Here is a 14,895-nt window from a genome sequence, read left to right on the forward strand (position 1 = left end):
TCATTGCCCCAATTTCTCAATAAATTCTTCTTCGTTCCACACTTCAATTCCAAGTGATTTTGCTTTTTCAAGCTTAGATCCTGCATCAGCTCCAGCCAACACTACATCTGTATTTTTAGATACACTACCTGTCACTTTACCGCCTTCAGCTTCTATTTTATCTTTTGCCTCAGTACGTGTTAACTCTTCGAGCTTACCTGTTAGCACAAAGGTCATGTCAGAAAACAAACTACCTGCTGCTTCATGCACTTCTTCTGTAAAGTTGACTCCGACCTCCTGTAATTCTTTAATTAAGTCTAGGAAGTCTTGATTCGAAGTATAAGTAACGATTGAGTCCGCAATTTTTTCACCAATCTCTGGAATACTCATAAAATCTTCTTTGTCAGCTGCAATAATTTTTTCTATAGTTAAGAAGTGTTCGGCAAGTGTTCGAGATGCTTTAGCACCTAAAAACCGTATTCCTAAACCAAACAGCACCTTGCTCAAGTCCTTACTTTTAGAATCTTCAATTGCTTGTAGAAGGTTTGTTACTTTTTTATCACCCATACGTTCAAGTCCGATTAGCTGATCATATTCTAAGTGATAAAGATCCGCAACATTTTTAATTAGCTCTGCTTCGAATAACTGTCTAACGACTTTCTCACCCAGTCCATCAATATTCATTGCACCACGAGATACAAAATGGATAATACCTTCTTGTAATTGAGCTGGACAACTCGGATTGATACAACGAATGGCAACTTCTTCTTCTAAATGAACAGTATCATGTCCACAAGATGGGCAAGTTGTTGGTGCTTGATACACTACCTGGTTTGTTCTTTCTTCTTTAAGTGACTTAACTACTTCAGGTATTATATCTCCTGCTTTTCTGATGACTACCTTGTCTCCAATGCGAATGTCTCTTTCTTCTATAAGATCGTGGTTATGTAATGACGCACGAGCGACTGTTGTACCCGCAACCTTAACAGGTTCAAGTATGGCTGTTGGAGTGATGACACCTGTTCGACCGACGGTTAATTCAATGTCTAATATTTCTGTAATGACCTCTTCAGCGGGAAACTTATAAGCGATTGCCCAGCGTGGTGATCTGACAGTATAGCCTAATTCCTCTTGTTCATTTAAATCATTAACCTTAATGACTATGCCATCAATTTCATAAGATAGTTCTGAGCGGTGTGTAGTCCAGTAATCAATATAGTCAATCACTTCTTCTATATTATTCATCAGCCGTCTTTCATGATTGGTTTTAAAACCAAGTTCATCCAAGATATCCAAGGCACCATTTTGTGTACTCGCATTCAGTGCTTCTGGTGAAGTCACACTATATATAAACACAGATAGATTACGTTTAGCAGCAAGTTTAGGGTCTAATTGACGGAGTGAACCTGCTGCAGCATTTCTTGGATTTTGAAATTCTGCATCTCCATTTTCTAGTCTTTGTGCATTCAATTTTTGAAATGAAGGTTTTGGCATATAAGCCTCTCCTCTTACTTCAAAAGATAAATTTGAATTTACAGTTAAAGGAATCGCGTGGATTGTTTTTAAATTCTCGGTAATGTTCTCACCCACACTACCATCTCCACGAGTTGCGCCTTGGACAAAGACACCTTCTTCATAAGTTAATGACACCGCTAGTCCATCAATTTTTAATTCACACATATAAGTAGGTTGATCAACCACTTGTTGGACGCGTTTATCGAAGGCTCTTAGTTCCTCAGCATTAAAAGCGTTGGATAAACTGAGCATCGGTGTGCCATGAGTTACTTTTTCAAAACCACTTAAAATGTCTCCGCCTACTCTAACAGTTGGAGACGTACTCGTCTTGTACTCAGGAAACTCATTTTCTAAGTCAATTAATTCTCTTAACATATGATCGTAGTCCACATCAGCAATTGATGGTTTATCAAGTACATGATATTCATAGTTATAACGATTTAATTTATCTTGTAAGTCCTTAATTTTTTCTTTCATCTAACTCAGTCCTTTTTTCAAGAGGTGCATAATTGGCTAAGAGACGTTTGGGTCCAGCTGTCTTAAAGACGATATCCAGTTCTGTATTGTCTCCTTCACCTTTAATTTGAGACACAATACCATCTCCAAATACTTTATGTGACACCTTATCTCCAATGCTAAAGTCAACATCATTATTGGTCTGTATGATACGCGCTTTTTTCTTTGGTCCTGTTTTAAAACTTGGCGATGAATTGTTGTTACTAAAGATGGACTGATTGGCTGGTTTTTCTAATAATTCTTCAGGAATTTCTGATAAAAAGCGGCTCATCATATTGTTTTCTAATCGCCCGTAAAGCATTCTAGACTCTGCTCTAGATAACATCAAATAATCCATAGCACGCGTCAGTGCTACATACATTAAGCGTCTTTCTTCTTCTAGTTCTTTATCATCAAACATTACTCTTTTAGAAGGGAAGATACCTTCTTCTAGGCCTACAATAAAGATGACTTTGAATTCTAAGCCTTTAGAAGCATGCATAGTCATCATAGTCACACCAGATGAATCATCTACTCCATCTTGATCAGATACTAGGGCCATCTCACTTAAGAATTCAAATAAGTTATCATCTGCTATCGGACGTTCCTGGTCAAATTCCTTCGTGACTGTTTTAAATTCTTCTAAGTTTTCTAAGCGACTTCTTGCTTCAAGTGTTTTATCACTCTGAAGCATATCAAGGTAACCGGTATCGGCTAGCACTTCATCCACCAAGTCTGTCATGGACATATATTTAGATTTTTCTTTTAGATTATCTAACACGTCTAAGAGTGACATAAGCTTAACAACAGTTTTTTGTGGAATTCCTAAAAAGTCAGCGTCTCTAATCGCATCGTAGATACTGGAATTGAGTTGTTCTGCGTGAGCTTGTAATTTCTCAACGGTTTTTGTACCAATTCCTCTTTTAGGTGTATTGATGATCCGTTCGAAACTAATATCATCAAAAGGATTTTGAATCACTTTCAAGTAGCTCATCAAGTCCTTGATTTCCATACGACTGTAGAACTTTGTACCTCCGACCATTTTATAGGGAATGCTCGACTTAACAAAGGCATCCTCAATCGCACGGGACTGTGCGTTTGCTCTATATAAGATTGCCATATCACCGTATTTATAGTCTTCACTGAGCGCTTTAACCTTAGCAACAATCGCGTGTCCTTCTTCCCTTTCGGATTGTGAGACATTGACTTCGATTTTGGCACCTTCACCTTTGTTACTGCGGAGGTTTTTAGGTTTTCTTTCGGTATTGTTATCTATGACCGCATTCGCTGCATCCAAAATCATTTTAGTCGAACGGTAGTTCTCTTCTAATTTAATGATAGTCGCTTCTGGATAATCTCTTTCAAAGTTTAAGATATTTTGAATATCTGCCCCTCTAAACTTATAAATAGACTGGTCTGAATCACCAACTACACAAATATTTCTATATTTCTCAGCTAGCATTTTTACTAGTCGATACTGAGCATGGTTGGTATCTTGATATTCATCAACATGAATATATTGAAAACGCGTCTGATAGTAACTTAATACCGCTTCTTCTTTCTCAAAGAGCTCAATCGTTAACATAATTAAGTCATCGAAATCTAAAGCGCTGTTCCGATATAATATTTCTTGATAATCCTTATAGATTTCACTGTAAAGTTCATCTAAAAAACCAGCCGCTTCAGCTATCGCTTGGTCTGGTTTAATCAACTGGTTTTTGTAAGAGGAGATGACAGATAAGATACTTCTTGGATTATGTTGTTTAGTATCTAAATTTCTCTTCTTTAAAATATCCTTCACTACAGATTGTTGATCGAGCGGGTCTAGAATAGAAAAACTTGTGTCATAGCCTAAGTAAGCAATGTCACGTCTTAGAATACGAACGCACATGGAGTGGAAGGTTGAAATCCACATTTTTCTGGCGTCCTCGTTAATAAGCTTATCGACTCTTTCTTGCATTTCACGTGCTGCTTTATTAGTGAATGTTATGGCTAAAATATTATAACTTGGCACTTGTTTTTCATCTAGTAAATACGCTACTCGGTGTGTCAAGACCCGCGTCTTCCCACTCCCCGCACCTGCCATGACTAAGAGCGGTCCTTCGGTTGTTTTTACTGCCTGTAGTTGTTCTTTGTTCATTCCACTTAAATCCATTTTAAAAACTCCATTTATTAAATGATTGTCGTGAGTGCACTTTCTACATCATCATAAATGATGTTACCTACCACAATGGTATCACTGGCAGATGACATCAATTTTGCCTGATCATAATTCTGTATACCCCCACCGTAAATGACATGGGCGTGTTCACATGCATCATATGCTTCTTTAACTAAACTTCGATCACCTAACATGCCACTGTATTCTATGTAGATATAATCCATCTTGTATAATTTATCGAGCATATGCACCATAGCAAGCAATTCTTCATCATTGATTTGTTTACACTCTGCACGAGTAAAGGCTTTGCAATTCTCATTTAAGATAATATAAGGTAAGAGACTGATATTATCGTATTCAATAAAATCATGATATTCCATTAAAGCTTCCACCAACATACCATGTGAATACTTCACATTTACAGTGTTGATAACAGTTGGAATGTAGTAATGGTCAAAACCAGGCACAACTGCATCAGGATGAGATATTTCAAGTGCGATAGTGATGCCACGGTCCCTAATTTTTTCTAGAACTGTCGTGATATTTTCACTTGTCACACCATCTGTACCTGAGACCATTATTAAATCCGTCTTTGAATTGATAATTTTGTCTAGGTCTTGATCCTTAATAATCTTTGCTGGATCTAGTTTAAATATATGCTTTGTGTCATCATTCATAAGAACATATCCTTTATAAAAATCATACGATAATTATAGCATTATTGAGTCTTAAAAAACATAAAAGCCCGTGAGTGAAACACTCAACGAGCCTTATAATAAATCGAAGTATTCTTCTAATGTAAGTCCACTTTCTTTTATATCAGTTGCCTTGTCTCCAACATATCTCAAATGCCACGGTTCATACATATAGCCGGTAATATCTTCCTTACCTTTGAGGTAACGAATGATAAAACCATACTCATGGGCATGCTCAGATAACCACTCAAATTCCGGTGTATATTCAAATGATGTTTGTAAGAGTACAGCACTATCATAAGAACCAACGTCGATTGCTAGTCCTGTTTGGTGTTCAGAATGACCTGGCTCTGCACTGTATTTATCAGCAGCTTCTTTACCATCACGTGCTACATAATTATTGTATAGCTCAGCTTGATAATTGTAAGATCTAAAACCACTGACGAGTTCAAAAGATAAACCCTCGGCCGCTGCATCTTCAAACATTTGTAAATATGCTTCTTCTGTCTCAGCTTGTAAACCAGGATTGTAATCATTAGGTAGAGGTATCTCTTTATTCACAATTAACACACCATCTGCATAAGTGATACCATCAATCTCTTCAACGTGAACAGGAATATCTAAATTAGAAAATGATAACGACTCATATTGTTTATTATATTCAATTGCTTCAAGGGCAGTTGCATCTTCACTACCACAGGCACCCAATGTTACAAGTAACATGAGTGCCATAACCACTTTGATAAACTTCATTATTCTAGACCTGCACGCTTAAAGATTGTATCCACTCGGCGTAAGTGATGAGATTCATCGAAACATGCTTCTAATTCTTCTTCGTTTAACACTTCAGTAATCGCCTTATCTTCACTCGCTAAAGTTTGAAGTGGCACCTTAGTCTCCCAAGATTCCATAGCTTTAGGTTGAACGATATCATATGCTTTTTCACGTGACATCCCTTTATCGATTAGAGCTAACATGATTTGCTGAGAATAGACAAGACCGAAGGTCTTATCAATATTTGCCTTCATATTGTCTTCAAAGACAGTTAAGTTCTTCATAATGTTTCCAAAGCGATTCAACATGTAATCTAAAGCAATCGTCACATCTGGTAACATGATACGTTCAGCTGAAGAGTGAGAAATATCTCTCTCATGCCAAAGCGGCACATTTTCATATGCAGTCGTAACGTAACCACGGATCACACGGGCAAGCCCTGAGACATTTTCACTACCGATCGGATTTCTCTTATGTGGCATAGCACTTGAACCTTTTTGTCCTTTTCTAAAGGCTTCTTCAACTTCTCTTGTTTCTGTTTTTTGAAGGTGTCTAACTTCAACTGCAAATTTTTCAATAGATGTTGCAATCAGGGCAAGGACAGCAATATAGTGTGCGTGTCTATCTCTTTGCAAAGTTTGAGTAGACACTTCTGCCACATTTAAACCAAGATGCTGACAGACATAAGCTTCTACTTCAGGTGGAATGTTGGCAAAAGTTCCTACAGCGCCACTCATCTTACCAACTTCGATCTCTTCTCTCACATCTTCAAAACGCTTCAGATTACGTTTCATCTCCTGATGCCAGAGCGCCATCTTGATACCGAATGACGTCGGTTCTGCATGGACACCGTGAGTACGACCCATCATGATTGTATGTTTATGAGCGCGTGCTTTATCAGCTAATATGTCGATAAAATTCTCAAGGTCTTTTTGAATGATTTCATTCGCTTGTTTTAAAACAAAACTTTGTGCTGTATCAACGACGTCTGTCGAAGTTAAACCATAGTGAACCCATTTTTTCTCTTCACCTAAAGTTTCAGATACTTGTCTTGTAAAAGCGACGACATCATGACGGGTTTCCTGTTCAATTTCTTGTATTCTTTTGGCATCAACACGTGCATTTGGACGAATATTTTTCACTTCATCTTTTGGAATAATTCCAAGTTCTGCCCATGCCTCACTTGCAAGTATTTCTACTTCTAACCAAGCCTGGTATTTATTATCTTCTGTCCATACTTTAGCCATTTCCGGTCTGGTATACCTACTGATCATATATATTCATCCTTACTCTTTAATTAATTTTCCTTCAAAGATAATCTCTTGATGAGAGACGACAATTTGTCCATCTTCTTCTTTAAAGACCGGCGCTTCAAGTCTTCTTGTCACCTGATAACCTTCGTCTTTCATCTGTTTTAATACTTCTGTTATGTCTTGTCCAGGTTCAACTTTAAATTTCTTTTTTCGTTTTTGTGACATTATTATCTTCCTGTTCTTGAGCATCATAAAATTCTTCTAACACTTCTTCTACATTTTCAGGTTGATAGTTCTTCATACGACGTTTGCTGAGTCCTTTAGTCCAGAAACCACCATGAATGTTTTTAGGTTCATAAGAAATAATAAAGGCTTTATCATCAAGCTCTCTGATGGTCTCCATTAATTTTCTTTCATATTTTCTTGGTGTTAGAATTTGCATAACTGTTCGCTGTCCATCGCGTCCATATTGATGTCCGTGCGTTACACCATAGCCTAAATTTCTCAAGTCATTTGGTAAATCTATATCTTTTTTACCGGTTGTCACATTAACAACTGTATAACCTAGGGCAAGTTGTTCCTCAATCTTAGTTCCTACTAAAATCCCAACCCCAAAACCAAGCGCATAAGCGACAATATTTTGTGGTCTGTCTAAATTATCAAGTACTAAACCTAGTCCGATTACATAGACAAAAGTTTCCATGATACTAAAAGCTGCGGCGACAAAACGGTAACCCTTTAAAGTCATTATTGTCCGCATTGTTAAAAATGTCACGTATATAATATTAATAATAAAGATGATTAATATCATTAACATCGGACTTTCATTTATGATGTCTAACATTATTCTCCCCGATTCTCTATATTTTTAGGCAAATGATAGCGATGATATGGTAAGACTCTTTTGTGCTCTGAGCGTTTATACAAACGAATGATTGTCTCATAGTCAGAGTCACTAACAGGCTGACCTTCTAGAAAATCATCGATGACAGCATAAGTTACACCAAGCGCTTCTTCATCACTTAAGAGGGGCTTATCACTTTCAAGATCTGCAGTTGGCACTTTTTCATAAAGGTGAGCTGGGCAGTCCAAATATTTCAACAGCTCACGGCCCTGTCTTTTATTTAATCCAGTGAGTGGAGTTAGGTCACAAGCACCATCTCCAAATTTCGTATAAAAGCCTGTCAAGGCCTCAGCCGCGTGATCAGTCCCTAAGACAACACCCGACGTATGTGCAGCAATTGCATACTGTACCTTCATCCGTTCACGTGCTTTTTCGTTACCTTTATGAAAATCACTTAAGTTAAAACCACTATCAGCTAAGGCACTCACACTTGCATCAACTGCTGGTGCAATATTAACTACTTCATTGTGGTCTGGATCGATAAACTTCACCGCATCTATTGCATCTTGTTCGTCTGCTTGTCTACCATATGGTAATCTCACGCTGTAAAAATAAACATCCAGACCTTCACTTCTTAATTCTTCAGCTGCCATCTGTGATAGTTTTCCAAGTAAAGTAGAGTCCTGACCACCAGAAATACCAAGCACCAAACTTTTAAGAAAATTATTTGCCTTGACGTAATCTTTGATGAAATCAATAATTCCCCTTACTTCTGTCGCCGGATCAATTGTTTTTTTAACATGGAGTTTTTTAATTATCTCTTCTTGTAAATCCGTCATTCAAATCACTCCAATACTTGATTTGATAAAGTTTCAACCAAATCATTTTTAATATTCCATAATTTACTTGAGAGATCGACTGGATACTCTTGTGGATTTAAGAAGCGCTTCGTTTCTTCCCACATATGATTCAGATTTTCCTCACAATTTTTTTGCATTTCTAAGACAGATGGTGACTCATAGACCAATTCACCATCTACAAAAATATCATGTAAGAGTTCAACTGCCTCAAAATTTTTAACTAGTTTTTTCTTCATAGTATGAACAGGGTGGAACATTAAAAGTGGTTCACTAGTATCGATTTTCTCATCGTAAACCGTAATGTAATCCCCCTCTGACATTCCTGTATCTTTATTGATAATACGGTAGAGGTTTTTCTTACCAGGCGTAGTTACCTTTTCAATATTTCCTGAAATTTTAATGCGGTTTAACCATTCACCATTGTCACCTTCAATGGCAGCTAACTTATATACTGCACCTAGTGCTGGATGATCGAAGGCTGTGATTAATTTAGTGCCAATCCCCCAGCCGTCTACCTTAGCCCCTTGTGACAGTAGTGATAGTATCGTCACTTCATCTAGATCATTAGAAACGATAATCTGTGCGTCATGAAAACCAGCTTCATCTAACATTTTACGTGCTTGTTTTGTTAAGTAAGCAATGTCACCAGAGTCAATTCTAATACCAACGAAGTTAATCTTATCCTTATATTCTTTAGCCACTTTAATAGCTGTTGGAATACCAGATTTTATAGTGTCAAAAGTATCTACTAAAAAGACACAATCTGAGTGCGTATCAGCGTATGCTTTAAAGGCATCATAATCATTTCCGAAAGCTTGGATCATAGCGTGTGCATGTGTGCCACTCGGCTTGATGCCAAAAAGCTTGGCCGCGCGCACATTACTCGTACCATTAAAACCACCTATTATCGATGCGCGCGCCCCCCATAAGGCTGCATCAAACTCATGTGCTCGTCTTGTACCGAATTCCATAAGATTATCATTTGGTACTAATTGTCTAATGCGACTTGCTTTAGTTGCGATTAAAGTTTGGAAGTTAACGATATTTAAAAGTGCTGTCTCAATTAACTGCGCTTCTGCTAGGCCTGCTTCAATTTGTACAAGAGGTTCATTGTTGAAGACAGTATCTCCTTCTAGAACTGAACGCATGGTGCCTGTAAAGCGAATTGTTTTTAAATAAGCTAAGAATTCTTCTTCATAACCTAAGGTCTCTAAATATGCGATATCACTATTTGAAAAATGTAAGTTCTGTAAGTAATCAATCATCCGCTCTAAACCAGCAAAAACTGCGTAGCCATTATCAAATGGCATCTGTCTAAAATATAGATCAAAGATTGTCTTTTTATTATGTATACCTTTCTCAAAGTAGGTTTTTGTCATATTAATCTGATATAAATCCGTGTGCAACATGAAACTGTCATCTTCAAATTTATACATTAATCTCTCTCCTGTACTATTGTCATATTTATTTTAATTTTATCACATAAAAATATCCTATTATACTCTAACCTTAATGGTTTGAACGTAACTTATAGAATGACAAGTAGAGAAATGTTAAAATATAAGAGAAATGAAATTTACAGGATTAAAAAGGAGAATCATTTATAATGACACTTAAAATATTTGGTCACCAAAATCCGGACACGGATACAATATCATCTGCACTTGTTGCGAGTGACATCGAAAGACAACTTGGTCATGATGCAACTGCTTACCGCTTAGGTGAAATTAACGCTGAAACGCGCTATGCATTAGACCACTTCAAAGTTACAGAACCAGAATTACTAACATCACTTAACAGTGGTGATCAAGTCATTTTAGTCGATCATAATGAGAAACAACAATCAGCTGAAGATATTGATCAAGCAGTTGTGACAAAAGTTTATGATCATCACAGAATTGCTAACTTTGAAACAGAAGGTCCACTATATTACCGTGCAGAGCCAGTGGGATGTACTGCAACAATTTTAAATAAAGTATACAAAGAAAACAACTTAACGATATCAAAAGAAATGGCAGGTTTGATGCTGTCTGCAATCATTTCTGATACTCTACTCTTTAAATCACCAACGACGACAGAAGAAGATATCGATGCAGCAAGTGACTTAAAAACAATCGCTGAAGTTGACTTAGAACAGTATGGCCTAGAAATGCTCAAAGCTGGAGCTTCAACAAGAGATAAAACTGCTGAACAATTAATTTCAGGAGATGCTAAGACATTTGATATGGGCGAGAAGAGTGTCCGTATCGCTCAAATTAATGTGGTTGATGTTGACGAAGTATTTAATCGTAGAGAAGAATTAGAAGCTGCAATCAATGCGGAAATTGAAGCAGAAGACTACGATCTATTTACACTTATCGTGACGGATATCTTGAACTCTAACTCTAAAGTCCTTGCACTTGGCCGTGAATTCTCATCAGTAGAACGTGCCTTTGGAGTTGCTTTAGATCAAAATACAGCGATTTTAGAAGGCGTTGTATCTCGTAAAAAACAAGTCGTTCCAAATATTACAAAAGCATTATCTTAAAATATTAAAGGGCTTAGAAATCTTAAGATTTCTAAGCCTTTTTTTGATCTATTTAGACGAGACGATATATTTCATCATTCAATTATTCTGGTGAAAATATTAGTCTTACCAGTTTCTAATAATTTTTGTGTGCAACTATCTCTCACTTCAAATTCTAAATCGTTCACTGCTCTTCCAAATGACACCTCATCAATCCAATTTGTCAGAGATGCTTGGTCATAACAGTTTGGGTGAACAATTTCTTTGTTTGTATAATCAACAATCACCCTAGTGGTCGTAGGTGTTTTATCGACTAAAGGTAAAAATAACACTCCTAAGACTATGACAATCAGTATACCCCACACGATATTTTTTCTCATAATGCGTCCTCACTTAATGTATTCTTCTATAAATTTAACATAAATCCTAAGCTTGAAAAATCGAACATACGTTCGTATAATGAGTTTAAGCTTAGGAAAGAAGGAAATAGTATGGATTATTGTAATCTTTCGTCTCAACAAGCAAATTTAAATATTCCTTTGAGTAAGCGTAAAGGAAAAATAGAGCGACCAATCCTTTCTGACAATCGTTTAAAATTAATAGAAACGATCTTAGAAGAAGCGATGCAGCTCAACAAAGCTATTCGCATCGACTATCTTTATGATGGTAGCTGCTTTTATATTGAACTTGACGCCATAAAAATAGACCAATGGAGCATGCTGCTCATTGGTCAAAAGTACAAAAGTGAAGATTTTGTTTTTGTGCCTTTTTTAGACATTTTAAATATTGAATATATATAATTAGTCTTCTTGTTTCTCCAAAAATAATACTGGCTCTTTTTGATACTCTGTCGCTTTAACTAGATGGTAAGCAAGTACTGTTGTTGTAATTGCACCAATACCGCCTGGTACCGGGGTAATATATGAAGCTTTGTCTTTAACCGCTTCATAATTCACATCTCCGACCATCTTGCCTGCTTCATTAAAATTAATACCAACATCAATAACGACAGCACCTTCTTTAACATGAGGTTCATCGATTAAATTAATTGCACCTGCTGCTGAAACAATCACATCAGCATCTTTACATTTATCAACTAAATCATCTGTATATAAGTTACAAGTTGTCACAGTCGCCTCTCTGTTCATCATCAAGAGAGATAATGGTTTACCAACTACTGCACTCGCACCAACTACTGTAACGTTTTTACCTTTAAGATCGATGTCATAAAAATCAAGCATATTCATGACTGCTGCAGGTGTACAAGGTTCAAGTCTATCACTATCGTTCGTTAAGACTTTTCCTAGGTTTGATGCTTTCATGCCATCAATATCTTTGAAAGAGTTCATGACCTCAGCCACTCTCTTCATTGGTATATGTTTTGGTAAAGGTTGTAGCAGTAAAATTCCGTGTATAGAATAATCTTCATTAATTTCTCGGAATTTAGTTAGAAATACTTTGGTAGATACATCATCTGGGAAATGGTATTGTACAGTGTCCATACCTAATTTTTCAAAGCGTTTAACAGCAGCATTTTCATAAGAAATTGAGTCTGATAAATCGCCTACTCTAACAAAAGCAACTTTAGGTTTAATACCATGTGATTCTGAAACCTCTAGGGCTTTTCGAATCTCATCAGATAGATGTGCGGCAACTTTCTTGCCATCCATAACGATTGTCATAAAGACACTCCCCCTATTTACTAGTCATTGACCCAAAGTCATTATAGCATAAACAAGTTGGTATATTAAAAAAAGCTATCATCAAATGATGATAGCTATAAGTTATTATTTAGTTTCACGGTGTAACGTGTACTTGTTCAATCTAGGGCAGAATTTCATCATCTCGATACGCTCTGGATTGTTTCTTTTGTTTTTCTTAGTGCTGTAGTTGCGGTCTCCGCATTCTGTGCAAGCTAATGTAACGATTACTCTCATTTCTGTCGCCTCCTTTAACTAAGTATAATCAAACTTTAATGATAATATACTCGAATCAACTGGCCAGTTGATCATCCATCACAGATGATTGGTATATGCCTATTAAATCACCTTTACTATTTTACTAGGATTTACGATAAATTTCAAGTCTTTATTAAGTAACTTTGTATTGCAATATGAAGATTAGTCCTATATAATTTTAAATCGTAACCATTACGATATTAGGAGTGCTTTCTATGAAACTAAAATTTGCTGTTTTTATATCTTTCGTTTTATTTTTAGCTGCCTGTGGCAATAATACGAGTGTTAAAGAGGATCAACCTTTAAAAATTTATACCACTGTCTTTCCATTAACTAGCTTTGTTGAAGAAATTGGTGGAGAGACGGTAGATGTTGAATCAGTTTACCCTGCAGGTGCTGACATGCACTCTTACGAACCGACACAAAAAGACATGATAGACTACTCAGATGGTGACTTGTTCATGACAACAACAGATGAACTTGATCCAATTGCAGCGACAATCACTAAGACGATCGAAGACGATACAACAGTGATTTCTACAGCGAGTGGAATTACTGAAGATGATCTAATATCTTCTAGTCATGAAGGTCATGACCACGAACATGATGAAGATAGCGATCATGATCATGAACACGGTGAAAACGATCCACATATTTGGTTAGATCCTAACTTAGCACTCAAGATGGCGGAATCAATTAGAGATTCACTCATTGAAGCCAGACCAGAACATAAGGATTTATATGATAGTAATTTCAATAGTTTAAAAGAGGATTTAACAAATATCGATCAAAAACTAACAGAAATTACTGAACAACCAGTATATGATCACGTTTATATCTCACATGAATCTATCGGCTATCTTGCCAATCGATACGGCTTTCATCAAGTGGCAATCAATGGACTTAGTAATCAAGAACCCTCACAAAAAGAATTGACTGAGATCATCGATAATATCAAACAAGAAAATATTCCTTATATCTTGTATGAACCCAATGTAACTTCAACAGTTACTGATGTGATTAAAGATGAAACTAAGACTGAGCCAATTTACTTCAATAATTTAGAAACTCTCAGTCCAAAAGACCCTCGTGATGCGACTTACCAATCAATGATGGATAAAAATATTGAAACCTTAGATCAAGCTTTAAACGACAAATAAAAACACAAAAATAGCCGTGAACATCTTAAAATTAAGATGTTCACGGCTATTTTTTTCTTTAGGATGTATTTCCTATTCAATTGATATTATGCTTTTTCTGGATAAAGGTCATCTTTAATACTTTGTGTAAATTCACGGATTTCATCTACATCTTTTTTCAATAAGAAAGCAAGCACAACTACGGCAACCGCAGTAATCGCGAATAAAACTACAAATGTTTTAAAGATAAAACCAAGTAAACCTTTAATTAAGTCCATTTTTGTCTCTCCTCCTTGATAGCTTCTATTTCTTATTCCCTTTTTTCTCTTTTATAATCTTAATTGCAGGAATATCTGCCGGAGCCCAGTCTAATTGGTCAATATCATCAGCTTTCATCCATTTCATTTCTTCATGTTCTAAAAGTTGGATATTGCCAGCCTTAATTTTTGAGAAATAAGTTGTTAATTCCACAATACCAAAGTCATATTCATAAGTCGTTGTAGTAATTTCATCTAGAATCTCAATATCTAAGGCCATTTCTTCCTGTAACTCTCTTTTTAAGGCAGCAGTCGGACTTTCTCCTACTTCAATTTTGCCTCCAGGGAATTCCCATTTTAAAGCTAAATTTTTACCTTCTGGTCTTTGGGCACAGAGGATTTCTCCTTCTTCATTTTCAATCACTGCGCCAACTACTTTAATTTCTTTCTTAGTCACAA

17 protein-coding genes are annotated in these 14,895 nt (G+C 36.4%); 3 read left to right on the forward strand and 14 right to left on the reverse strand.

Features of this window, described 5'->3' with window-relative positions; translation table 11 throughout:
- The 9 genes from ligA to JEOSCH030_RS04190 all read right to left on the reverse strand — a co-directional run bounded on the left by ligA (position 1) and on the right by JEOSCH030_RS04190 (position 10,012).
- Positions 1 to 1,971 (reverse strand): NAD-dependent DNA ligase LigA, encoded by a 1,971-nt coding sequence (gene ligA, locus JEOSCH030_RS04150; RefSeq protein WP_185125363.1) that lies wholly within the window; start codon positions 1,969 to 1,971, stop codon positions 1 to 3.
- Positions 1,955 to 4,144: a DNA helicase PcrA gene (gene pcrA / locus JEOSCH030_RS04155; protein WP_235962217.1), complete on the reverse strand. Its 2,190-nt coding sequence runs from the start codon at positions 4,142 to 4,144 to the stop codon at positions 1,955 to 1,957. The genes ligA and pcrA overlap by 17 nt, the downstream gene beginning before the upstream one ends.
- Before the next feature lie 17 nt (positions 4,145 to 4,161).
- A complete protein-coding gene (locus tag JEOSCH030_RS04160; RefSeq protein WP_185125364.1) occupies positions 4,162 to 4,827 on the reverse strand; it encodes a geranylgeranylglyceryl/heptaprenylglyceryl phosphate synthase in 666 nt (221 codons plus the stop codon).
- A gap of 93 nt (positions 4,828 to 4,920) precedes the next feature.
- Positions 4,921 to 5,598, reverse strand: coding sequence for a M15 family metallopeptidase (locus JEOSCH030_RS04165; RefSeq protein ID WP_185125365.1), 678 nt, complete (start codon positions 5,596 to 5,598; stop codon positions 4,921 to 4,923).
- Complete coding sequence (gene purB, locus JEOSCH030_RS04170; RefSeq protein WP_185125366.1) at positions 5,598 to 6,893, reverse strand: adenylosuccinate lyase; 1,296 nt, start codon at positions 6,891 to 6,893, stop codon at positions 5,598 to 5,600. The genes JEOSCH030_RS04165 and purB overlap by 1 nt, the downstream gene beginning before the upstream one ends.
- Before the next feature lie 12 nt (positions 6,894 to 6,905).
- Positions 6,906 to 7,097, reverse strand: a complete 192-nt coding sequence (locus tag JEOSCH030_RS04175) for an NETI motif-containing protein (RefSeq protein WP_185125367.1) — start codon at positions 7,095 to 7,097, stop codon at positions 6,906 to 6,908.
- Complete coding sequence (locus JEOSCH030_RS04180; RefSeq protein ID WP_185125368.1) at positions 7,069 to 7,716, reverse strand: DUF2179 domain-containing protein; 648 nt, start codon at positions 7,714 to 7,716, stop codon at positions 7,069 to 7,071. Before JEOSCH030_RS04180 ends, JEOSCH030_RS04175 begins: the two co-directional genes overlap by 29 nt.
- Positions 7,716 to 8,555, reverse strand: a complete 840-nt coding sequence (gene nadE, locus JEOSCH030_RS04185) for an ammonia-dependent NAD(+) synthetase (RefSeq protein WP_185125369.1) — start codon at positions 8,553 to 8,555, stop codon at positions 7,716 to 7,718. The genes JEOSCH030_RS04180 and nadE overlap by 1 nt, the downstream gene beginning before the upstream one ends.
- A 5-nt stretch (positions 8,556 to 8,560) precedes the next feature.
- Complete coding sequence (locus tag JEOSCH030_RS04190) at positions 8,561 to 10,012, reverse strand: nicotinate phosphoribosyltransferase (protein ID WP_185125370.1); 1,452 nt, start codon at positions 10,010 to 10,012, stop codon at positions 8,561 to 8,563.
- Between the two features lie 170 nt (positions 10,013 to 10,182).
- Between JEOSCH030_RS04190 and JEOSCH030_RS04195 the strand changes: the two genes are divergently transcribed.
- Positions 10,183 to 11,103: a manganese-dependent inorganic pyrophosphatase gene (locus JEOSCH030_RS04195; RefSeq protein ID WP_328794783.1), complete on the forward strand. Its 921-nt coding sequence runs from the start codon at positions 10,183 to 10,185 to the stop codon at positions 11,101 to 11,103.
- Between the two features lie 74 nt (positions 11,104 to 11,177).
- Here JEOSCH030_RS04195 and JEOSCH030_RS04200 read toward each other — a convergent pair whose 3' ends face one another.
- The gene (locus JEOSCH030_RS04200; protein ID WP_185125371.1) at positions 11,178 to 11,462 is read right to left on the reverse strand and encodes an alpha-amylase; all 285 of its coding nucleotides are present in this window, start codon (positions 11,460 to 11,462) and stop codon (positions 11,178 to 11,180) included.
- A gap of 111 nt (positions 11,463 to 11,573) precedes the next feature.
- On the opposite strand from JEOSCH030_RS04200, the gene JEOSCH030_RS04205 reads away from it, so the two are divergent.
- Positions 11,574 to 11,882, forward strand: a complete 309-nt coding sequence (locus JEOSCH030_RS04205) for a YolD-like family protein (protein WP_185125372.1) — start codon at positions 11,574 to 11,576, stop codon at positions 11,880 to 11,882.
- Here JEOSCH030_RS04205 and JEOSCH030_RS04210 read toward each other — a convergent pair whose 3' ends face one another.
- Both JEOSCH030_RS04210 and rpmG read right to left on the reverse strand, forming a co-directional pair.
- Positions 11,883 to 12,764, reverse strand: coding sequence for a bifunctional 5,10-methylenetetrahydrofolate dehydrogenase/5,10-methenyltetrahydrofolate cyclohydrolase (locus tag JEOSCH030_RS04210; RefSeq protein ID WP_185125373.1), 882 nt, complete (start codon positions 12,762 to 12,764; stop codon positions 11,883 to 11,885).
- Positions 12,765 to 12,869: 105 nt separating this feature from the next.
- The gene (gene rpmG / locus JEOSCH030_RS04215) at positions 12,870 to 13,019 is read right to left on the reverse strand and encodes a 50S ribosomal protein L33 (RefSeq protein ID WP_035811226.1); all 150 of its coding nucleotides are present in this window, start codon (positions 13,017 to 13,019) and stop codon (positions 12,870 to 12,872) included.
- Positions 13,020 to 13,255: 236 nt separating this feature from the next.
- Here rpmG and JEOSCH030_RS04220 point away from each other — a divergent pair, with 236 nt between their 5' ends.
- Positions 13,256 to 14,200, forward strand: a complete 945-nt coding sequence (locus tag JEOSCH030_RS04220; protein ID WP_185125374.1) for a metal ABC transporter solute-binding protein, Zn/Mn family — start codon at positions 13,256 to 13,258, stop codon at positions 14,198 to 14,200.
- Positions 14,201 to 14,286: 86 nt separating this feature from the next.
- Here JEOSCH030_RS04220 and JEOSCH030_RS04225 read toward each other — a convergent pair whose 3' ends face one another.
- Entirely contained in the window at positions 14,287 to 14,457 is a 171-nt protein-coding gene (locus tag JEOSCH030_RS04225) for a hypothetical protein (protein ID WP_185125375.1), read from the reverse strand.
- A 25-nt stretch (positions 14,458 to 14,482) separates the two neighbouring features.
- Positions 14,483 to 14,893: a (deoxy)nucleoside triphosphate pyrophosphohydrolase gene (locus JEOSCH030_RS04230; RefSeq protein ID WP_185125376.1), complete on the reverse strand. Its 411-nt coding sequence runs from the start codon at positions 14,891 to 14,893 to the stop codon at positions 14,483 to 14,485.
- Positions 14,894 to 14,895: the final 2 nt, after the last annotated feature.

The sequence above is a fragment of the Jeotgalicoccus meleagridis genome (assembly GCF_903994045.1).
GTDB lineage: Bacteria > Bacillota > Bacilli > Staphylococcales > Salinicoccaceae > Jeotgalicoccus > Jeotgalicoccus meleagridis.